This window comes from Cellvibrio sp. 25HG11W-0, assembly GCF_057815475.1.
Genome location: NZ_JBYPPU010000002.1, coordinates 1 through 21,654 on the forward strand (window position 1 = coordinate 1; position 21,654 = coordinate 21,654).

At 43.1% G+C, this 21,654-nt stretch carries 21 protein-coding genes; 9 read left to right on the forward strand and 12 right to left on the reverse strand.

Annotated elements, in window-relative coordinates:
- The first annotated feature begins 69 nt into the window (after positions 1-69).
- The 3 genes from AC0KUT_RS20540 (at position 70) to AC0KUT_RS20550 (ending at position 2,691) form a co-directional block, all read left to right on the forward strand.
- Entirely contained in the window at positions 70-645 is a 576-nt protein-coding gene (locus tag AC0KUT_RS20540) for a TMEM165/GDT1 family protein (protein WP_488835884.1), read from the forward strand.
- Positions 646-745: 100 nt separating this feature from the next.
- The gene (locus AC0KUT_RS20545; RefSeq protein WP_488835886.1) at positions 746-1,417 is read left to right on the forward strand and encodes a response regulator transcription factor; all 672 of its coding nucleotides are present in this window, start codon (positions 746-748) and stop codon (positions 1,415-1,417) included.
- Positions 1,414-2,691, forward strand: coding sequence for a sensor histidine kinase (locus AC0KUT_RS20550; RefSeq protein WP_488835888.1), 1,278 nt, complete (start codon positions 1,414-1,416; stop codon positions 2,689-2,691). The genes AC0KUT_RS20545 and AC0KUT_RS20550 overlap by 4 nt, the downstream gene beginning before the upstream one ends.
- A 135-nt stretch (positions 2,692-2,826) precedes the next feature.
- Here AC0KUT_RS20550 and dmeF read toward each other — a convergent pair whose 3' ends face one another.
- Entirely contained in the window at positions 2,827-3,777 is a 951-nt protein-coding gene (dmeF, locus tag AC0KUT_RS20555) for a CDF family Co(II)/Ni(II) efflux transporter DmeF (RefSeq protein WP_488835890.1), read from the reverse strand.
- Between the two features lie 75 nt (positions 3,778-3,852).
- On the opposite strand from dmeF, the gene AC0KUT_RS20560 reads away from it, so the two are divergent.
- Complete coding sequence (locus AC0KUT_RS20560) at positions 3,853-4,128, forward strand: metal/formaldehyde-sensitive transcriptional repressor (RefSeq protein ID WP_488835892.1); 276 nt, start codon at positions 3,853-3,855, stop codon at positions 4,126-4,128.
- A gap of 172 nt (positions 4,129-4,300) precedes the next feature.
- Here AC0KUT_RS20560 and AC0KUT_RS20565 read toward each other — a convergent pair whose 3' ends face one another.
- From AC0KUT_RS20565 to AC0KUT_RS20575, 3 genes are all read right to left on the reverse strand, one after another.
- The gene (locus AC0KUT_RS20565; protein ID WP_488835894.1) at positions 4,301-4,426 is read right to left on the reverse strand and encodes a hypothetical protein; all 126 of its coding nucleotides are present in this window, start codon (positions 4,424-4,426) and stop codon (positions 4,301-4,303) included.
- Positions 4,427-4,517: 91 nt separating this feature from the next.
- Positions 4,518-4,589: a hypothetical protein gene (locus AC0KUT_RS20570; protein ID WP_488835912.1), complete on the reverse strand. Its 72-nt coding sequence runs from the start codon at positions 4,587-4,589 to the stop codon at positions 4,518-4,520.
- 46 nt (positions 4,590-4,635) lie between these two features.
- On the reverse strand, positions 4,636-4,854 hold the full coding sequence (locus AC0KUT_RS20575; RefSeq protein WP_488835896.1) for a helix-turn-helix domain-containing protein: 219 nt from the start codon (positions 4,852-4,854) through the stop codon (positions 4,636-4,638).
- 131 nt (positions 4,855-4,985) lie between these two features.
- On the opposite strand from AC0KUT_RS20575, the gene AC0KUT_RS20580 reads away from it, so the two are divergent.
- Genes AC0KUT_RS20580 through AC0KUT_RS20590 form a run of 3 tightly spaced genes read left to right on the forward strand, consistent with a single transcriptional unit; the run spans position 4,986 to position 6,251 of the window.
- Positions 4,986-5,699, forward strand: a complete 714-nt coding sequence (locus AC0KUT_RS20580; RefSeq protein ID WP_488835897.1) for a hypothetical protein — start codon at positions 4,986-4,988, stop codon at positions 5,697-5,699.
- A gap of 29 nt (positions 5,700-5,728) precedes the next feature.
- Positions 5,729-5,941 (forward strand): hypothetical protein, encoded by a 213-nt coding sequence (locus tag AC0KUT_RS20585; RefSeq protein ID WP_488835899.1) that lies wholly within the window; start codon positions 5,729-5,731, stop codon positions 5,939-5,941.
- A gap of 40 nt (positions 5,942-5,981) precedes the next feature.
- A complete protein-coding gene (locus tag AC0KUT_RS20590) occupies positions 5,982-6,251 on the forward strand; it encodes an antitoxin VbhA family protein (RefSeq protein ID WP_488835901.1) in 270 nt (89 codons plus the stop codon).
- A 218-nt stretch (positions 6,252-6,469) separates the two neighbouring features.
- Here AC0KUT_RS20590 and AC0KUT_RS20595 read toward each other — a convergent pair whose 3' ends face one another.
- On the reverse strand, positions 6,470-7,153 hold the full coding sequence (locus tag AC0KUT_RS20595; protein WP_488835902.1) for an NYN domain-containing protein: 684 nt from the start codon (positions 7,151-7,153) through the stop codon (positions 6,470-6,472).
- Between the two features lie 358 nt (positions 7,154-7,511).
- Between AC0KUT_RS20595 and AC0KUT_RS20600 the strand changes: the two genes are divergently transcribed.
- Entirely contained in the window at positions 7,512-8,090 is a 579-nt protein-coding gene (locus AC0KUT_RS20600; protein ID WP_488835904.1) for a recombinase family protein, read from the forward strand.
- 234 nt (positions 8,091-8,324) lie between these two features.
- Positions 8,325-8,681 carry a conjugal transfer transcriptional regulator TraJ gene (gene traJ / locus AC0KUT_RS20605; protein ID WP_488835906.1) on the forward strand — a complete coding sequence of 119 codons (357 nt, stop codon included), beginning with the start codon at positions 8,325-8,327 and terminating at the stop codon, positions 8,679-8,681.
- Positions 8,682-8,708: 27 nt separating this feature from the next.
- Here the strand turns inward: traJ and AC0KUT_RS20610 are convergent, their stop codons facing one another.
- The 7 genes from AC0KUT_RS20610 to AC0KUT_RS20640 form a co-directional block, all read right to left on the reverse strand.
- On the reverse strand, positions 8,709-11,954 hold the full coding sequence (locus AC0KUT_RS20610) for a type I restriction endonuclease subunit R (RefSeq protein WP_488835908.1): 3,246 nt from the start codon (positions 11,952-11,954) through the stop codon (positions 8,709-8,711).
- Between the two features lie 44 nt (positions 11,955-11,998).
- Positions 11,999-12,925, reverse strand: a complete 927-nt coding sequence (locus AC0KUT_RS20615; protein WP_488835910.1) for an Abi family protein — start codon at positions 12,923-12,925, stop codon at positions 11,999-12,001.
- 248 nt (positions 12,926-13,173) lie between these two features.
- Entirely contained in the window at positions 13,174-14,580 is a 1,407-nt protein-coding gene (locus AC0KUT_RS20620; protein ID WP_488835911.1) for a restriction endonuclease subunit S, read from the reverse strand.
- A complete protein-coding gene (locus tag AC0KUT_RS20625) occupies positions 14,577-15,575 on the reverse strand; it encodes a nucleotidyl transferase AbiEii/AbiGii toxin family protein (protein WP_488835867.1) in 999 nt (332 codons plus the stop codon). The genes AC0KUT_RS20620 and AC0KUT_RS20625 overlap by 4 nt, the downstream gene beginning before the upstream one ends.
- Positions 15,572-16,228 (reverse strand): DUF6088 family protein, encoded by a 657-nt coding sequence (locus AC0KUT_RS20630; protein ID WP_488835869.1) that lies wholly within the window; start codon positions 16,226-16,228, stop codon positions 15,572-15,574. The genes AC0KUT_RS20625 and AC0KUT_RS20630 overlap by 4 nt, the downstream gene beginning before the upstream one ends.
- A gap of 115 nt (positions 16,229-16,343) precedes the next feature.
- A complete protein-coding gene (locus AC0KUT_RS20635) occupies positions 16,344-18,653 on the reverse strand; it encodes a type I restriction-modification system subunit M (RefSeq protein ID WP_488835871.1) in 2,310 nt (769 codons plus the stop codon).
- A 21-nt stretch (positions 18,654-18,674) separates the two neighbouring features.
- On the reverse strand, positions 18,675-21,530 hold the full coding sequence (locus AC0KUT_RS20640) for an N-6 DNA methylase (protein ID WP_488835872.1): 2,856 nt from the start codon (positions 21,528-21,530) through the stop codon (positions 18,675-18,677).
- Between the last annotated feature and the right edge of the window lie 124 nt (positions 21,531-21,654).

The following is a 21,654-nucleotide window of genomic DNA, read 5'->3' on the forward strand; positions in this document are numbered from 1 at the left end:
GAGGTACACCGCTGCTTTTGACGGGACAGTGGGGCTACCTCTCGCATTCTTTCCCGTCTGGATTTATCAATGGAAGCCTTTGTCAATTCCACACTCGCTGTAACCATCGCTGAAATAGGCGATAAAACACAGCTTCTTGCATTATTCCTTGCCGCCCGCTACGCCAGCCCGTATATGATCAGCTTAGGTGTATTCATTGCTACGATTTTAAATCATGCTCTATCAGCTTGGCTTGGCTCATGGCTGGCCGATGCAATTCCTTCGAACTGGATTCCTTGGATTATTAGCGCAAGTTTCATCGCCATCGCTATCTGGATTCTTATTCCTGATAAAGAAGATGATGACATGGGGCGCTTTGCGCAATATGGTCCCTTCGTTGCTACATTGATTCTATTTTTTCTTGCAGAAATTGGCGATAAGACCCAAATTGCCACTGTCATTCTTGCTGCAAAATATAATGAAAACCTGTGGATGACCGCTGCTGTTATAGCAGGCACCACATTTGGAATGTTGATCGCAAACGTACCGGTTATTTTCGCAGGCAAATGGCTGGTGGATAAAATGCCAATGAATATTGCACGCAAGGCCGCGTTTGTTTTATTTATTGGCTTGGCGATTGTTACTCTTATTGCCGGCACCAATTAGTTGTTAAGAACATTATTATTAGATTGTATCTGGCACTATGTCCTTATTTTGTCCGTGCAATGCACGGGTAAAAAAACATCAACTGCATGGACTAATCGCAATGAAATTACTCATCATTGAAGACAATCAAAGTTTAGTCACCAATATATTTGATTACTTTGAGGGAAAAGGGCATGTGCTGGATGCAGCACCCGATGGACTGGTAGGCCGCTGGCTCGCCACTACCCAGCACTACGACGGCATTGTTCTGGATTGGAATCTTCCCAAACTGGATGGTTTTCAGTTGTTAAGAGAGCTGCGAGAAGAATATTACTGTGATATTCCGGTAATCATGCTGACTGCCCGCGACGAACTACCAGACAAAATATGTGGATTTAAAGCCGGTGCGGATGATTACCTGACCAAGCCATTCGAACTATTGGAGTTAGAAGTGCGACTTGAAGCATTAATAGGCAGAAGTAAGCGATCGACAACAAAAATATTGGAAATGGCTGATCTACGATTCGATCTATTGACGATGGAGGTAACGCGAGCAGGCCAACCAATACAGCTCTATCCAATTTATAAAAAATTGTTGCGTGCGTTGATGGAAGCTAGCCCAGCTATTGTTAACCACAGTCAATTGTGTGAATGCATATGGGGGGATGATCCACCAGAAAGTGATCGCTTGCGCGCTTACATCCACGATCTGCGCCGAAAAATTGATGCACCTTTTGCAACCAAGCTTATTCATACACTTCCAAGAATCGGTTATCGATTGGCCGAATTATGATAAAAAAATATTTAACCCAACATCGAAGCTTGCGCAGCAGGATCATTCTTGGCCTAATTAGTTATCTAATAATATTAACACTGGGTATCTTGGCCAACGATTTTGTTGTCAACGAGCACGCCGAAGAACTTGTATGGCGCGCATCATTAAATAATGAGATGGATCGGCTTATTAAACGTCGTAATAACGATTCAAGTTATGAGTGGCCAGATACCGCGTTAATTACAATGTTTTTATTAAATTCAAAAAATTATAGACATAAACCACTTATAAGCCTAAAGCCCGGAATACATGATGAGTTTAGCTTTGAAGGAAAATTGTGGGTTATTTTAATTAGGAAGGACCAAGATCAAGCTTTTGCTTTACTACTAAACATTGATGATCTTGAAAAAAATGAACAGGAAGTAGAAGGCTTAGTTTTTTTAGCTGCTGGAATCGCCAGTCTTGTTCTATGTGTACTTATTGCTTGGGCCGTCAGCTGGCTGGTCAGGCCATTAAGAGATTTAGCCTGCCAAATCCAACAATTAGTTCCGGGCAAAAAATATCAATATATATTGTTACCGAAAAATTCAAGCAGTGAACTTGAAGTCATTGCTGAAGCAATGAATACCTACATCAAGCGAAATGAGAGCTTTATCGAAAGAGAGCGCGACTTCATTAACATGGCCAGCCATGAACTTAGAACACCCTTATCAATTATTGATGGAGTAGTAAAGGTATCTCTGGAAGATAAAAGCATATCCAACAATACGAGGAATCGACTATTTCGTATCCATGATGCAATTAGTAATGTTAATGAAATGGTGACACTGCTATTAGTACTTGCAAAAGACCCCGCACGTATTCAGGAAAGTAACGAGCTTGTTTTTCTTGATCAAGTATTAACGGAGATAAAAGGTGAATACACTAACCTTGCCGAAAACAAGAATTTAAATATCGTTCTGAACGAAGTCCAAAAAGCTGAAGTTTTTGCACCATTACAAATGATGAAGTGTGCATTGGGTAATTTGTTGCGAAACGCTATTGAGCATTCTTACGGCGGCGACATTACCATTACGATGGGTCTCGACTCGACAGTAACTATAAGTAATAGAAATAATCATTTGACCATGAAAGAAATAAGCGAATTGTACGGACGATTAGCAAGAAAGAGCGAAAGAAATGGTGGCGGACTGGGCCTTGAGTTAATAAGTAGACTTTGTGCACATTGCAACTGGAAATTATCGCTTTCATCCGATCCCTCTAACATTACATTTTCAATCAAATTTTACTAATTATTGATATTTCTCTATTCGGCCAATTTCGTAACAAAAACTTTGGCTATGCCGATGTCCAGTTGCATGAATGGTTGTAGTCGTACAGTCAAATATTTGCATGCATAATCACTATCCCTGAGTAGCCCACTATCCTTACATCATGCCTACGGGGTGCGCATTCACTTCTATAGTGATATGTACTAATTCTGCATGAACACGTAATTGTTGTTTGAAGTAAGCGGGCTGGACGGAAGTCGATGTAGTAAGAGACAGAATACACGCATATTTACCTTGAGCAACACGCCACACATGTAAGTCCATAATGTCTGCTTTAACAGGGCTTGCTGCAATAACTTCCCGAATTTCAGCCACAACCGGTGCGTCCATTTCTGCATCTAACAACACACGTCCAGTATCGCGCAATAAACCATAAGCCCACACTGAAACCAACACGGCACCTACAATACCCATGAGCGGATCAAGCCAATCCGCGCCCCAAAGTTTGCCCCCTATGAGCGCCACGATTGCCAGCACTGAGGTCGCTGCATCCGCTAAAACATGCAAATAGGCTGAGCGCAAATTCAAATCATGATGGTGCTGGTGGTTATCGTGCGCATGATGATCATGGTCGTGATGATGGGCATGACTATCTTTTAGCAGCCATGCGCAGATAAGGTTAACCAGTAAGCCGATACCGGCAATTGCAATAGCCTGATCGTAGTGAATGGGCGTTGGCGACATCAGACGCTCCATCGACTGATATAGCATTAATCCAGCCACCCCTACGAGAAAGATCGCACTGGTATAACCACCCAGCACCTCAATTTTCCAGGTACCGAAAGAAAACCGTGCATCCCCAGCAAAGCGTCTAGCGGCAGCATAAGCGAGCACGGATAGCCCCAGTGCAAGCGCATGAGAGCTCATGTGCCACCCATCGGCTAGCAATGCCATCGAGTTGTATACCCACCCGCCACTTATCTCTGCGACCATCATGACAACGGTCAATGCCACCGCCCAGCGGGTGTTCCGCTCCGCCAGTGGGTTGCCCTCATTGAAGACGTGTGAATGCCGGAGGGTTTCTATATCGCTAACGGGACATTGCATTTGGAGGTATCCTTTAGTCAAACCGGTATTGATATACTCCCCCCTAGTATATCAACATCACGAGAATTGTGTTCTATGGCTCATACAACTAAATCCAAAAAACAACTGCTAACCCGCGTGCGACGCATCAAGGGGCAAACTGAGGCGCTGGAGAAAGCGTTGGACGAAGGAGTAGAATGCGCTGCCATACTTCAGCAGATATCAGCCATTCGTGGTGCGGTGAATGGGTTAATGACTGAAGTATTAGAGGGGCACATTCGTGAGCATCTTGGTGCAGTTGACAGCTCCCCGGAGCAACGACTTGAGGATTTGGATCAGGTGATAGAAGTTATGCGACGTTACTTGAAGTGAACTCCCCCCCCCCAATCTCAGCATCACTTTAGATATGAGCTATCTATTTTAAACCGTTAGCTGAGCAAGTTAGTGGAAAAAAGTTGGATGAATTGGCGGTCTTTGTTGAAGTTATTGATGCTGCTGTAAATCAATTATATGGGCACCGTTCGCCAAACAAATCAATGAGAAGCTACAAAAATACAATAGCCCGCACCGAACGTGGATTTACTGCACCAATTTCAAACACAAAGCCATTAATTAATTGTTGCTCTTGATATTGAGTTGAAAAATATTTCAGAGGAAGTAAGTTATTCATTCATCAGATAGCTTATCGACGGTCCGTTATAAAATGAAAGGTAAGCTCGATAGCTTAGTAGTGATAGTCCGCTATTGGCCGAAAAGTGTCGTTAACTACAATTAATGATAGGAAGGGTTCCCCAGTTAGTTGTAAAACTAGCTGATCTATCATTTTGTTGCATCGCCCACTTTTTCTGAACCCGCTCTGCTGCTGTGTAGGGTGTCCCTTTATTTGATGCGATCAAATATATCTATAACGCCTATTTCAAGAGCAAGAGCCAGCTGGTAGATCTTCGTTAAGGTGACGTTTTTCTCACCCCGCTCAATATGCCCCATATAACTACGATCAATGCCAGCCAGGTCAGCAAATGCTTCTTGGGATAGACCTTTTTCCTTGCGAAGCTCCCTAACGGCCTTCCCGAAATCTGTTAATTGCTTGTCTCTCATAATGTCCCAGCTTAAAAAGCTAGAACTATCAACTTACAATGCTTATCATTCCACGGACTATGACTCCCATTTTGGGGCTGTAACTATTTGTTTGGCATGCCTGGGTTAGCGAGAATGACAGCGGAACAGTAATGACAGAAAGCTTGAGCCAGAAAGAGTTTAATCAGCTAATAATGGAAGTTGCCCTTGCGGCTTGTTTCAAGCCCAGCGAGGAGTTTTTATCGGAAGAGCAAATATTAGCGAGGAACTATACGCCAACGGAAAGCTTTGGCAGAAGCTGCATTGCCAGCCTGATTGATAGCGGAAAAATTGAATTTACAAGAATAGATCCGGTGTTTCCTTTGGATGGTAATGAGTGTAGTTTATTCATTAAATGCCCTGTAAAAGCAGGTAATAACCTTGATGACTATATTTATCAGCTCGCAAAAAATATCGTAGATGTATTGATAGACTTTGAACGTAACAGCGTTTACTTGAAGGCATTAAATCAAGAGGTTCTTGCAGGTGAATGCGTAGAGTACTGCGAGTATTACGCACAACGTGAACAACTACCCCTTGTAAATCCAAACCACAGTAACGCTAAATTACGGTTTTTAGTTCTCGAATGCGATGTGGATATTATTAATATGCTGATGTGGCGGGCTATTAAAACCTTAGCTAACAACGCATCGCCAGAAACAAAGCACATTGAATTTTCCGATATTATTGAAATAACGCACAACAGATATAAGTATTACAAAAGGTTTAATGCCAAGCTGGAGGGCTATAAACGGCCTGGAACCTTCAAGACTTCTGTGATGGCTGAATTTATTGAGCTATTTCTAGCGGATGAATCCGCAGAATGATTTTTATGTATTTAAGGGGTTAATTTTTTATGGCAAATAATAGTAATGAGCCCGAGTGCCCCAGCGGGGTGGCTACTCAAAACAATGCAGAGATAGAAATTGATCTTGAAGAGTTGAATGACCATCTCTGGTCAGGTGAGACGCCAGAGTCAAAAGCCTTTTTTGCTGATCGAATTAAACGAGGCGTTGGCGTTGGGCTAGACGACGATGATAATTTAACCTATCAGACTCCGCTATCGTAAATGCAAATCCTTGGAAAATCAGCTGCAGGAAGGTAGCTCTATGGTGAGTGAAAACGAGAGTTCAGCAAGCGCAATGGAGTTTGCTAAGCGTGAAATTGTGGATCAGGTTAATGCAATGCACCGGCTCGAAGGCTTTGATCCGGTTGATGCGCCTCAGTGGTTCCATGATCTTACTGAAGCCTTCATTCAGGGCAAGGTGACCGCCGAGCAAGCCACGCAGATTGCTTTAGCAAGAATCACAGAAACCCCTAACTTTATAGACTCAAATAACCCTTTAGAGCTACCAGCCTTTGTCAGTTTTGAAAGATAAACTACACAAGATGTTGACACTTGAGGGGCGTAACTGGAGGAACGATAGGCAAGGAATTCCTTCACATATACTCTACTTAAAGTCATAGCCACTACTCTTGTGCAGGGTTACTGGACTACGATGTAGTTATACATTTTCTCATTCAGCGCCAACCAGATGTGCTGGTTGAGTTTGAGAGAGTATCGCGGGAGAAATTAATACGCGGTGGTGCTAAGTTATTACCAATAAATTGGTTTTCGAATAGGTTTTTTATTAGTAGGAATGACATCATTTAAAACACACGCGGCCAACTCTTCATTTCTTATATTGCGGCGAGTCCAAGTTGCATGTTTACTTAATGCATTATTTGGTGGTCGAGAAGTAGCACCTGCGACTCGTTCTCTAATGGGGAAAATTACCCCTATAGATACGGTAGTGCCAAAATCTTCTTTTATGGCACTAAGTGCGGGTTCCAAATCAGTATCGTTAGAAACAAAAACCACTTGGTCGGCATGACCTTTAAGAGCGTCTCTGTAGGCAGTAATTGCTATATTTACGTCTGTTTGTTTTTCTTCCAATCGCCAAACGGTTACTCGTTTTGTTTTATCAGGAGGGGACAAATATTCAAGAAATGCACCTTCCTCAAGATTAAAGTATCCCTCAATTACACTCACTTTTTCTTTATAGAGATGTTGTAGGGCGCGGTGATAATCAGCCTGAGAGTTGCCCGCCAAAGCGCCTTGTGAAGCGAGCTTTGTTTTTATTGGGGCTGTGAAAAATTTAAGCTCCACTAATTCTGTAGCGGGATTTTGTTCGTTCAAAATTCGAGAGAGCAATTTGAATATATCAAGCCATTTGTAGGGCGTATTTTTCAGACAACCATAGTAAAGGTTATAGCCATCTACATAGCATATTGTTTTCATTATAGTTTTGTATGCTCCAGATATGAAAAAACCACCCGAAGGTGGTTTTTCCGTCCCATGCCAACACCAACTTAACGATGCCTGCTAGGGATGAGTCGTGACGCTATCCTAACAGAATGCGAAAATTTTGCAACAAGTAGGCAAGCTACAGCCAAGTGATATATAGACTTAAACGTCTTCCAGACGTTTAAGTCTATATATCACTTGGTCAAAAGTCACTCTAGGAGTGATTGTTTCTCATTAAGGCTGTCTGTAAAACGGTCGTTTTACAGACGCGCCTATCACCCCTAGTATTCACCTCCAAAAAAGAGCACTATTCGTATATAAACCCGTCTATTAATCTATGTAGATAAAACGTATGGGAAAATGTATTGGATATGCGCGTGTCTCCACAGATGATCAAAATTTGGATCTGCAGCTTGATGCACTCAAAAAAGCCGGGTGTGAGGTTATCTATGAAGAAACTGCTAGCGGTAAAAACACTCAACGGCCTGAACTAGAGCATTGTCGAAAGGCTTTGCGTCCTGGCGATACTTTGGTCGTATGGCGCTTGGATAGGTTAGGGCGGTCGTTACCCGATTTGGTCAATATAGTGTCTGAATTAGAGAAAGCTGGAATTGCTTTTGAAAGTATCACTGAGCGAATCGAGACGGGTAGTGCTGCCGGAAAACTCATTTTCCATGTTTTCGCTGCATTGGCCGAATTTGAACGGAACGTGATTCGTGAGCGAACTCATGCAGGTTTAGCTGCTGCCCGCGCGAGGGGGCGAAAGGGTGGGCGTAGGGCTGCACTTAATGACAAGCAAGTGAAAGAAATTCGCTTGCTACTTGGCGATCCTGAAACCCAAGTAACAGATATAGCTAAACGTTACGGGGTTTCACGCGCAACTATCTACAAATATCTGTCTCAGAAAAAAAGCGTAGAAGTAGTGAAGTAACAGCGTTAAAGGGCAAGGCACTAACAGCGATAGATATGCGTACAAATTGGTGGGTTGATCGAAAGTGTAGTTCACGCTTACAGCGATCATATGCATATTGTAAGGCGGGCAGGATAGGTGAAGTTAGCTAATCGGCAAGCCAATTAACTAACTTCACTTTTACCTTACTCGCCTTAGGGCTCGACGTATCCTGTTCTGCGAAGCTATAGGCTACCGCCACCAAAAGAGGTATCTATGTCTGAAAATAAAAGAGCACACCATTTACGTGTCCCAGTGTTTCCTGATGAACGGGCACAAATTGAAGAGCTGGCGACACAGGCAGGCATGAGTGTGGCCCGCTACCTTCGTGAGGTGGGGCAGGGGTATGTAATAAAAGGTGTTGTTGATATGCACCAGGTTCGTGAGCTGGCGCGCATTAATGGTGATCTTGGGCGCTTGGGAGGGCTTTTAAAGCTATGGCTAACAAATGATGAGCGCGCAGCTACGTTTGATCCTAGAACAATACAAGCTGTTTTGGCCAAGGTAGAAAAGAATCAAGTTGAAATGGCAGAAATTATGATGTCTGTTGTAATGCCACGATCAAAGCAATAAATTTTAGCCGCTAGCTCTTCACCATTATCAACTCTTCAACATATCAAAAACTACCCGCGCAAAGCCCTTGGCCAGTTCAGGGTTAGATAAATATTGCATCATCATCGCTTTGTGGACTTCATTGCTATCGAGTACGGCGTCATCAATGGCTTTGGTGAAATCGCCTAGCAGGGCTTGCTCTGAACTGTTGTTGGCGATTTGGGTCATTACGGCTTGGTTTTCGGATACCTTGTCGCGGACTACATAGGCGTAGTTAACCAGGTCTTTATCGGTTAAGCCGTCGGTGATGAAGAGTTCGTTTAGGCGCGCGATAATTAGCGAGATAAATTCCTCTTTCTTGTCTTTTGCTTTTGCCGTGCCTAGGTCATTGCTGGGGTCCAGTTTGTATTCTGCGGCATCTTCTTTAAGTTGAATATCCAGCTCACGAATTTTCGATAGGCGATAGTGGCTTAGTACCACGTTGCTTAAATCGATCTCATCTTCAGCGTTAATTTTTTCGCGCAGCATAGGGCGCAGGTGTCGTGCATAGAGACTGAGCTTCTCTAGGTCTTTATCGTCGTAATCGACGATTTGTGACATAAACTCATAGAAGCGGGTAAAACTGCCTAAATCTTTTTTGAAGATTTCCAGCGCGTCTTTTTCTTTTTTACATTCCTTGAGTGATGTTTCCGTATTACCTATAAGAACAGCATTTCCGGTTGTCTTGGCTTCATCATAAAACAACTTGGCTTTGGTATAGGCATCACTGGCTGAGGCATAACGCTTTTGCCAGCGATCTAAGGCTGGTTTGCATATGTTGCTTATCGCTGCAGCACTTTTGCTTTTGATTAAATAGGCATCGCAAAATTGCTCTACTTCATTCCATAGAAAAATGCCGGTTGCGCGCAATTTTTCGAATAGCTCAAATATCAAATCAGGGTTTGATACATCGGCCAATTCAGCAGTTTGATAGTAAGGCTGAAAGGCTTCCAGGATATCGTCAGGGCTATTGAAGAAGTCCAACACAAAGGTGCCCGATTCAGCTTTGCCCGGATAGGTTCGATTTAACCGCGATAGGGTTTGTACGCACTCTACCCCGCCTAAGGCTTTATCTACATACATAGCGCAGAGCTTGGGTTGATCGAACCCTGTTTGGAACTTATTGGCGACCAACATAATTTGGTAGTCGTCGCTGTCAAAGGCTTTGCGCATGTCGCGGCCTTTGAGTTCGGGGTTCATATTTTTCTCGGTGAATTTCTTTTCCAGCAAAGCTTCGCAGTCAGGGTCATTGAGTTGGAATTCAACCTCGCCCGAAAAAGCGACCATTGCGCGGATATTGCTGTACTTATTTTCTGCCACGTATTTATCAAACGCCAGCTTGTAGCGCACCGCTTCTTTGCGTGAACTTGTTACTACCATGGCTTTGGCTTGGCCACCCAGCAGGTGCATGATGTTGCCTTTAAAGTGCTCAATAATCACCTTGGCTTTTTGGGCGATATTGTATTGATGTAGGCGCACCCACTGGTTCATTTTAACTTTGGCTTTTTTGCTATCCACTTGCTCATCGGCAGCGGCAATTTTTTGCGCGAGCTGATAGGCCACTTGATAGTTGGTGTAGTTTTTTAACACATCTAAAATAAAACCTTCTTCAATGGCTTGGCGCATTGAATACACATGGTAGGCTTCAGGCTTATTGGTTTTAGACGCGGGTAACTCCGGGTTGGGCAAGCGGCCAAATAGTTCTAGGGTTTTAGGCTTAGGGGTGGCGGTAAAGGCGTAGTAACTTACATTGGTATTATTGCGCCGCGCCGCGATGGTTGCATCCAAAATATCTTCTGATGAAAGCTCGTCATCCTCTTCGGCTTTTTCATCAATCATCAATACTTCTTTTAATTGCCGTGCAGTAGAGCCGGTTTGTGATGAATGCGCTTCATCGGCAATGACGGCATAGCGGCGGGTTTTTAAGCTAGTGCTGTTTTCAATGGATTTAAGCACAAACGGGAAGGTTTGAATGGTAACGATAATAATTGGCTGGCTGGTTTCTAGCGCACCGGCCAGCTTATCGGATTTAGAGCCATCGCCTTCTTTGTTGTTGATGCGCCCTACTACACCGTCCGCGTGTTCAAATTGATAAATTGTATCTTGTAGCTGGTCATCCAATACGGTGCGATCTGTTACTACAATCACTGAGTGAAACAGCTTTTCACCTTTATCATCAAACAAGGTAGATAGCTGATGCGCAGTCCAGGCGATGGAGTTTGATTTACCAGAACCCGCCGAGTGCTGGATTAAATACTTGCCGCCGGTGCCTTCAGTTTTAGCCGCCGTGATTAATTTGTTCACCACATTCCACTGGTGATAGCGCGGGAAAATTAGGCTTTCTTTTTTGGTTTTTAAGCCATCCCAATCTTCTTTTTCTTCAATGTTCAAATGTACAAAACGGCCAATAATATTGAGTAAAGTATCTGGCGTTAAAATCTCATTCCACAAATAACCTGTAGCATATTCGTTGGGGTTTTCGGGCGTATCGTTCCCTGCCCCACCCTCTTTGGTGCCTTTGTTAAACGGCAAAAAATAAGTATCGTCGCCTGCCAACTTGGTGGCCATATACACTTCATATTGGCTTACCGCAAAATGCACTAATGCACCGCGTTTAAAGCTTAATAACGGTTCTGGCTTTTTAGTAATTGGGTCTTTGGGTAGGCGCGTTTTTTTATACTGGGTAATAGCGTTTTGTACGGCTTGTTTAAATTCGGATTTTAATTCCAGCGTACTTACCGGTATGCCATTGATAAACAGAACCAAATCAATTCGTAATGCTTGAGCTTTGCTACCGGTTTCAGTGAAATGCGCAGCGGTGGCATAGGGGCTATAAACCAATTCAGGCACTACACGCAGACAATTTTGTTGATAGCGTGCAATGGTTTCTGGGTTTAGATCATGTTCGGGTTTGAATTGGCACAAACTAAAACGCGCATTGCGGATTTTTAAACCGTGGCGCAGCACACCTAAGGTACCATAGGTGCGCAGCTCTTTATCCATGGCGTTAGTGTCGGCTTTATTGAGCTGGATAGCCAAGTGCTCAATAAATTGCTTATCGGTATCGATAGGAAATAAACGGCTGAACTTTTCCCACTCCGTTGCCTGTGTGGTTTTTACAAAGGCCAATACATCTTCTGTATAGAGCGCGGTATCGCGTTGGTATTTTGCAGGCGAACCCAACTGCCAGCCATTGGCAAGTAATTGCGCAATAATATCGTTTTGAAATTTTAGCTCAGCGGCGTTGTCTGCCATGGTAAGTCCTTTGCTATTTTATTGTGTAACTTGCTATTGGCCGGTTAATTTTTCCACAAAGGGTGTTGCTGCCAGTCTTGAGGAATACCCATTGCCTTAGCCGAATTGAGGTTATTTGCGAAAGGCTCTAAAAGTTCAGCGACTTCGCGTGTCCATAATGTTTCATTGTTAGTTGCACAGAGTAAATGGCGCAACATTAACAACACATAAAAAATACGATCATTTCTGGGTGTAAGCGGCGCTAACCATTGTGGGTCTTTGCTTTGATCGGGGCGTATGGCCAGTTCCCTGTTCCATAAGCGGCTATGGTGTGCGCATACATTGCGAATATAGGTTAGCGTATGAAGCCAATCTCCCAAGCGCTTATGATGCAAACCAAAATAATCTGCGATGGGTTTTTTATCCTCAAAGCCCTTCTTTTTATCGTTCCGTAATCCGCTATACAGCATTGATAGCGCACCAAAGCTCATGACTTCAGTGACCATCCAAATAGGTACTTTTGGGAAGCCGGTGTAGCTAGTTTGATAGTGGCGAAGGAACTCATCGGAAGAGCGGCGTGTTTCATCTTCCATTTTTCGTAGCCACTGGGAATGGTCAAACTTAGGGTGAAAATGAGCCGCATCGGTATGCGCAAAAGCACCATAGGTATGAGCAAGGTGATATGTAAGTTGCGTGCGCACAGCGACTTCAATGCGCTCAATGGCATCCAAAATGAGTGAGCGCAAACGGCGATCAAACTCATAGAGCGCCAGAATGTCTGCGAGAGATGTACCTTGCCGCACCTTATCGCCCAAGCCACCGTTAGCATCACGCAGCCGAAAAGGATACCAATAGGCGCTAAGCCGATAATAGCTAATGGAGGAGAGAATCTTGATAGGATCGGGGGCTATAGCAACGGATACGCCACGGTCAACCAGCTGGGCGAGTTGCTGCTGAAAGGTTAAAACCGGCTTTTTATAGTCTTTTAGCAAGGCGGCTCTCCCTAAACACAGGCAAAAAAAAACCGCCAAGGTTGCGCATTGTTAAGAGGCGTGACGGTTGTGTTGTGATCATTATCGGCCTCTAGGTTGGCATATGTCAACCAAACGCCTGCTAAATTCGCCCACACCACCTCTCCGAATCCACACTACCACGATTAGCGATGAAATAAGAATTTCTTGTAAATTCAATGAGTTACAAAAATATCCTTGTCTTATTAGATTAGCGCCGAAATGAAACCCTAGTTTTTCGCAGCACCCTGCCAATCACGCACATCGATTTTTCCGGTGACAGCGGCCGAGATGAGAGCGGTGCGACGTTCTTGCATCAAAGTAATCGCTGCAATCGCATTGCTGATTAAGCAGTCATATTTATCTTTTTGAAGAACACAGAATTTTTCAATTTCATTTTGCTCTTCAATCGGAGGAACGCATACTTTCATTTTTCTAATCGAGCTTAAGGATAGGTTGAAAATAGTTGTTCCCGTTACTTCGAGTTCGAAAAAGTGCTTGAGATTGCTACTTTGTAAATAAAACATTAAATAACGACAGTGTAATTTTTCTGCACAATCGATAAATGCAGCGCTTTTACCAAGGATAACTTGTTCGCCTGAATAAACAGCAACATTACCGACAGTTCCATTAATAGAAAGAAGGACGCTATTAAATGTTAAATTTATATAGTGCTTTTTAAAATCATCTTCAGGCACCTCCTTGGCTGATCCAATGACAATACTCCCATCAATAAGATTATTGCCGTTGATAAAATAATATCCGGTTCCATCTTCATAGTTTGGAGTTGAGTGTAAACCATCACCAATTTTGCGCGTCACTTGGTTTAGATTTGGAGTTTCCCAATGCTCCGGCACTTCACCCAACCATTCCACACCAGAATCTTTCATGGGTGCATTAGAATTTAAGCCTTTAGTAACCGCATTGCTGATAACGGCCTGACGTTTTTCTTTTAGCAGTTGAATCAGTTGTTGTTGCTGCTCGATCAGCGTGTCGATTTTTGCGGTTTCGTGGTCGAGGAAGTTGGCAATAGTTTCCTGTTCTGCAAAAGGTGGTTTAGGTGATTTTATATTTACTAAGTCAGAGGCATTTATTGCTGGATAGCTTACGCCTACAGATCTAGCAATTACTTCTCTAATAAACCCCTGCGTTCTCATGCAATAAGCAGCAAAACGCTTTTGCAATAACCTATTTGGTCGAATCACAGCAAAACCAGTTGAAACGACCAAGTTATCGGGCGGGTTATCGATTGATGCAATTGCTTCCAGATAAGTTCTAACTGTAGATACGATCACATCGCCATCTCGAACAATTCTTCGGGCCCGAGATGGTGCTGCATCAAACTTCAAGACTTCGGTTTTTTGTATCCCATCTGCAGCAGATACGCTTCCAATATCTACATACTCAATCTCAAAGTCAGGATCTAAATTATCGCTTATAACTTCATCATTATATGAACAAAGAAATTTTAGTTGTTTAGAGTCCCAGTGATTCGGTACATCACCCAACCACTCCACCCCAGAATCCTTATACTCTGGATAAGCCTGATACCTACTACTCGCGCTTTCCCTGCGCTCGCCCTGCGGGCCAGCAGCGCAAGCGCCGCTGTTCAAATTTTCTCCCGAAAAATTTGTCATTGTGAATCCCCTAATTGGCAGGCATTAATTTGCTGCTCAACCGCCGCTAAGGTTTCAAGCATTTCTTCAAATGTTGGTTTTACACCAAAAATCATTTCGCCCATTTCTTTATAGTCTTGTTTTAGTTTTAACAAATGATGCTCGCTTGGGCTGAGTTTAAAGGTACCGGGTACCGCCGTTTCATAATTCGCCCAGCTGCTGGGGTAAAACCGCTGCTTAAACTCAACCACTTGTTGCAACATAGCCATATCATTCAGCGCGTGATTAACACTTGGGTTGATTGCCAGTTGATAAGTATCGTAATAATGACGTGAATAACGCGGCGGCATGGGTTTAGTTTCTGGGCGGTGCGCTTCAACATGCAAAATAGTGAGCTTTTCCCAAAAGGTGCGTTCAGGGGTAATAGCTGAAACCTGCACACTCGGTTGTACAAACAGCCGGGGAAATTTTTCTGCCGCGTAAGGCGTTACCGAGTAAATCCCCATGGGCATCATGGCGGCTAGTGGGCCGATTTCTAAACGAATTTGCGGGCGCAAATAGCCTGCCGCAAATTCGGCGGGGTATTGAATATTAATCGTGTGTGGGTCTTCGCTATCAATGGCAGCGGTACACAGTGGGGCGATAACGCTTAACAGTTTGGGCAAAATTGTCTGTGCAATGAACTCTTGCGCTTGGCTATTCATTTGCTGGTTGAGTTTATCTTGTTGGGTTTTGCTGCGTGGCGCTAAGGGGTCGATGTTGGTGACTTGCGTCCAATCCAAAATTAAATCTATATCTTCAGAAAAACGCTGAATTAAATTAAAACATTTGCTTAAACAGGTGCCGCCCTTAAAACGCAAACACGCCGCCAGCTCTGGTACTTCAAATAATTGCATAAGTACCCAACACAGCCAGAAATCTTTTTCTGCCGCTGCCGGTGTAATGGCCATAGCCGTTGCAGTTGCACTAAAAACCTCACGGCGTTCGGCGGCTGGGCGCAGCGCCAGGGTTTTCATGTTGGCTCCTTATTCATACTCACCTTCTGGCTTGGATACGCGAAAATGCTTTTAATCACCTCATAAATCCAACTGGTGACGTATTGGGTGTCTTTCAAAATTCGCGCTCTCAAGTAAGGCGATACATTACCTTCCGGCTGAAAGTATTGATAAATAGTCTTGCGTTGCTGTTCGCTCAGCGGCTCTTTACCTAAGGCTTCAATTGCTTGAACCAACAAGGCGCTCTCTGGGTATTTAAGATCAAGGTGGGTCATTTTGGTTTTTTGGAATACGAGTGCCTGCCCTGCAATATCGTAGGTTTTACTGGCACCATCGCTCAGGTAAAGGTATTGCGTGGGTACTTGTGTGGATAGGCCTAAAATATTGAGCGCCGCATTACCGGACACCTGAATATTCCAACCATGCTTGCGCGCTAATGCATGGGCGACCTGGTCCATGTCTGCCCCTAAAGTTTGGCCGAGCAATTTGCTGAACTTGGGGTAATCGTAAATGCCGCGATTCAAACGCCGGATAGTGCCCTTTTCCGCCAAACGGCTAAGGCTACGGTCAATAGTTCCGGGCTGGGCTAGGGAGGCAAAATCTTTCTTTGAAAAAGACCAACCCCTACCATGCCCATATATAGAACTAACTATTTGATTTTCAACATTATTCAACTAATTATTAACCTGTTTTTTGTCCGAAATATATATATATATTTCGGACAGATTAGCATGCTCATAAAAACAAATATAGTTCAGTTAAATAGGGTTTAAACCCTGCCCTGCGCGATTAGGAATGCACTTCTTGTAGCAGTTCTAAAATGCTTTTAGTTACTGCATCCAAATCCTCATCTATCTCTTCCAGCTTGCGCGGCGGTTGGTATACATAGAAATGGCGGTTAAAGGGAATTTCATAGCCGACTATGCCGATCTCACCGTCTTTGTCATCGCACTTACTTGGGTTAATCCAAGCATCTGGCACATGGGGCTGTACTTCTTTTTTGAAGTAGGCTTCGTTGATTTCGTTAACGGATAGGCTTGGGTTGAGCGGTACGTTTTCGTTATCGCGCAGGTCACCATCGGTTTCAAATTCTACGACCTTACCGTTATAGGTAAACTTGCCATAGATGGGCGCGGCTTTGTCCTTGAGGATCTTTTTAACGATGGGTTCGGCCTCTGGGTTCTTCCAGGTTATGGCGTCCAGCAGTTGCTTTTTTTCTTTGGCGTCTAGCTTAAGGCCACATGCCTTGATTGCTTGGGCGAGGGTTTTATCGAACTCGTTAAAGTCGTTATGTTGTGCATCGCCAATCTCCGCACGCAGTGATTGGGCTTTATCTAGCAGGGATTTTTGGTTTAGCCAAAGGTCTGCATCCAGCACATCTTTAATTTGTTTTTCTTTTAGGTCGGCAAAGTCTTTTTTGATTTTGATACGAATGGCGTCTTCGTGGCTCGCAAGTAGACCGTAAGTCTCTTCTGTCCATTCATCGCCCAGATGTTCATAAATCCACTCCATTACCGGCTTTAGTGCGCCGCTGGCAAAGCGCAGTGAGGCAAGCGCTGTATCGCTAAACTGTGCAGATAAACGCAGTGGCCGCTCAATGGTGATACGGCGGTAGCCAAACTCGTGGGTAGCAAAAATTTTGCTGGCGAAGGTTTTGGGTACTTCAGCTTTAGGGCTTGCAGACTGCCGGCCACGGTTGCTTTTTACATCGGCGGCTTTATCTAAACTGTAGGCATCTATCGCTTCAAAATTGCCAAAGCTGCGGGTAATGGTGGCTATATCGCCCTCATCCATTACGTTGCGTTTGGAGCCTAGGGATTTACGCATTTTGCTGCACAAGTCGGTGCCGTTTATGAGTTGTACTTTACCTTTGCGCTCGTGGGATTTTTTATTGGAAAGCACCCAAATATAAGTAGCAATCCCGGTGTTGTAAAACATGTCATTGGGCAGCGCGACTATGGCCTCTAACAAATCCGCTTCCAGAATATAACGGCGAATCTCACTTTCGCCGCTGCCTGCACCTCCGGTAAACAAAGGTGAGCCATTTAGGATGATGCCAATGCGCCCGCCCGTTTCATCCGCCCCGCGCAGTTTGCTAATCAGGTGCATTAGAAACAATAAGGAGCCATCGGACACGCGCGGCAGGCCTGCGCCAAAACGTCCATCAAAGCCTTTGAGTTTGTGCTCGTCTTGAATATCGCTTTCGATTTTTTTCCAATCCACGCCAAAAGGTGGGTTGGAGAGCATGTAGTCAAACTTTTCGCTAGGTAGTTGATCTTGCGAGAGCGTATTGCCGAGTTTGATATTTTTGACTTCCTGCCCTTTGATCAGCATATCGGCTTTACAAATGGCATAGCTTTCTGGGTTTAGCTCTTGACCATAAGCTACGGTGCGCGCTTGCGGGTTTAGCTCAAGCACATAATCCATGCCTGCCGAGAGGAAGCCACCGGTACCGGCGGTTGGATCGTAAATGGTGCGGATAATGCCGTCTTTGGTGAGGGCGTCGTCATCTTCCATAAATACTAGCGATGTTGTCAGGCGCACAATATCGCGCGGGGTAAAGTGCTCCCCTGCTGTCTCGTTTGAGCTTTCCGCAAAGCGGCGAATTAACTCCTCAAACACTAAACCCATATCGTGATTGGATATGGCTTGGGGGCTTAGATCAGTCGTCGCAAATTTTTGCAGCACCTTGTAGAGCAAGTTGGCTTCATTGAGCGAACCGACAAATTCATCAAACTTAAAGTGCTCAAAGATTTCGCGCGCGTCTTTAGAGAAGCTTTGGATGTAATTGCCCAGGTTGCTTTTGATATCGGTTTGGCCAAGCTTGGATAGATCCATCGCACTGGTATTAAAGAACGATAAGCCCGCTGCTCGCAGCAGCAGTTTTTCCATGCCCTCTTCCGGCAGATTCATGGTTTTGGTTTGTTCGTATTGTTTTAGCACCGCATCTTTGGTGGGCGCTAACACGCACTCAAGGCGGCGCAAGAGCGTAAACGGAAGAATGATTCGCCCATATTGGGATTGCTTAAAATCACCGCGCAGCAGGTCTGCTACAGACCAGATAAAAGCAGCGGTTTGTGAGAAGTTTGTGGATTTCATTCAGAGCGCCTTATGACGAAACTATTTAAATATGTCTAGGATGGATTCGTTTATATGTATTTTTTCTTGCCGAAGTATTTGTTGATGCGATATATAAGTAGCTTCACTATTTACTATTTTACTGAAAAAATAAAATGCCTCTAAACCTGAATCATCCTCTATGTCTATCATCGCAACAAATGGAAATAGCTTTATTGGTTCACCATCGCGAGACTTTAAGTATAGAGAGCCATCTTGTAATGGCATTTCCGAATTAAAGTGCATCGAACCGAATGGATAGCAGCCCAACCCATTAAAGCTCTCAATCTGGTAGAGGTACGACTTCCCGTCCCATTTGCATGTTTTGGGTCTAATCAATGTAAATCGCTCAAAAAATGGGTAAATTATTTCCATAAATTGCAGATAAAGTTTATCAACTTTATTAAAAGTTTCTCTAGCAGCAAACTTTGTTGGGTACGCACCATGACCTGTAGTTCTATTTCTTATATTTACAGCAGAGTTGATTATAATTAGCGTTTTTTCATTGACTATTGACTTAAAAAAGTCCTTTCCTTCGAGCCTTTCAGATAATTTTTCTAGGATTGTAGCCCATGTACCAAACGACGAGTTTTTTAAGTATTGCTTTTGAGATTTTAATAATTTATTAGTGCTCTGATTATCTTTTATATCTAAATAGCCAAGTACTGAACTAACCAAAAATAAACTTGCGCACTCTAATGTTTTCAGCAGTAATTCATATCTTGTTTTGTAGTCATCATCAGGGATGTTTTTAGAATGATGAATGATGTTGGCAATAGGAAATGGAGCAATGTTGATCAGCTGTTCTTGGAAGGCTAGTGAAATTGGAATTCTATATTTTAGATCTACATCAGTATCAAGGGATGTAATCCATACATCACTTTCTAATTTTCGAAGATTTTCACGGCAATTTTGAATTTCATCTATTACCTCAACAATTTTATGTTGATTTTCAATAGATGGGAAAGTGATCCCCATGCGAAGTATTGATTCTTTACTTAGGGCAGAGAAAATAGACTTTGACTTCATTAAGTTGAGCTGATCAATCCAGTCACTACTAGAAAAGTAATGCTTCAAAAAATCAAGATTCAGGCAAGAATTCGGCTTTAATTTTAAAAAAATTGCTTTCGGGTCATCTATTAGGTCAAGTAGTTTTTCTTCACCAAATGTCACCTTATTATTTATTAAATGAATTTTAATCTGCCAATCGTCCTTGTAAGAAACTTTGTCAAAGTAACTCCTAAATTGTTTCTCATTAACATTCTCGCTAAACAAATCCTCCCTGAATTCATACCCAACTTTGCCAAGCATTTTATCTTTGTCATCTATGAACGAGTGATCTATTTTAAAAGTCTCGAAAACTCCCGTTAAATGGGCCTCTAAGTAACTTTCTGCGTTTTCTCTTATAGGAACAATTTCATTGCTGAAACTACTGTCACTTAATATGACTTTTATAGATCTGAACCCAAAGTTAGAAGAATCAATTATTTTTAAAAAGTCAGTATTTGAGTTTTGTGAATAATTATTCAATATTAATTGGATTGCATCTTCATCAATAATATGACTCTTCGATCCAGTGAATTTACGCATCCTAATCGCTAAATTAGTAGCATCCAGCAGCTTAACTTTATGCTTAAGGTGTGAGTTTTTATTATTAGTCAGTAGTAATAAATATGTTTTTATACCTGTATTGTAAAACATCCCGTTTGGTAAAGTGACAATTCCCTCTAACAAATCATGCTCTATTATAAATCTACGAATTTCACTTTCACCGCTACCTGCTCCACCAGTAAACAAAGGCGAGCCATTTAAAATGACGCCTATGCGCCCCCCGCCCTCCTTTCTATCTTTTAATTTGCTAATCAAGTGCATCAAAAACAATAAGGAGCCATCGGATAAGCGCGGTAAGCCTGCCCCAAAGCGACCATCAAAACCTTTGAGCTTGTGCTCGTTTTGAATATCGGCTTCAATTTTTCTCCAATCCACCCCAAAGGGTGGGTTACATAGCATGTAATCAAACTTCTCAGTAGGATGCTGATCGTTTGAAAGCGTATTGCCAAGTTTAATGCTACTAACGTCTTGACCTTTAATGAGCATACTTGACTTACAGATGGCAAAAGATTCTGGATTTAATTCTTGCCCAAAGGCGCGCATAACCGCATTAGAGTTTTGCTCGTGTATATATTCCATACCTGCAGAGAGAAAACCGCCCGTCCCTGCCGTTGGATCGTAAATGGTGCGGACAATTCCATCTGTGGTGACAACATCATCTTTTATAAAGACCAATGATGAGGTTAAACTTACAATATCGCGCGGAGTAAAGTGCTCGCCTGTAGTTTCGTTTGAGCTTTCTACAAAACGGCAAATTAACTCTTCAAATACTAAACCCATATCGTGATTGGATATGGCTTGCGGACTTAGATCCGTAGTCGCAAATTTTTGTATGACCTTATGAAGCAAATTGGCTTCGTTGAGATAACTGACAAGCTCATCAAATTTAAAATTCTCAAAAATATCACGCACATCTTTAGAGAAGCTTTGAATGTAATTGATTAAGTTGCTCTTAATATTGGTCTGGCTGATACTGGATAAATCCATCGTACTGGTATTAAAGAACGATAAGCCTGCTGCGCGCAGCAACATCTTTTCCATGCCATCTTCCGGCAAGTTCATAGTTTTGGTTTGTTCCAACTGCTTAAGCACGGCATCTTTGCTTGGCGCTAACACGGATTCAAGGCGGCGCAGCAAGGTAAATGGAAGGATAATTCTGCCGTATTGGGATTGCTTACAATCACCCCGAAGCAAGTCTGTGACAGACCAAATAACAACAGCAACATGGGAAGAATTGGTGGGTGTCATCCTGAGAACCTTATGATTTTCTTATAGGGTATAAATATTAGGGCGGATACTATCAAAAGGGGTTTAAGTGCGCCTCTCCTGCCTAGCTTATCCATTCAGATTATTTTCACTATTTGTTGCTGTC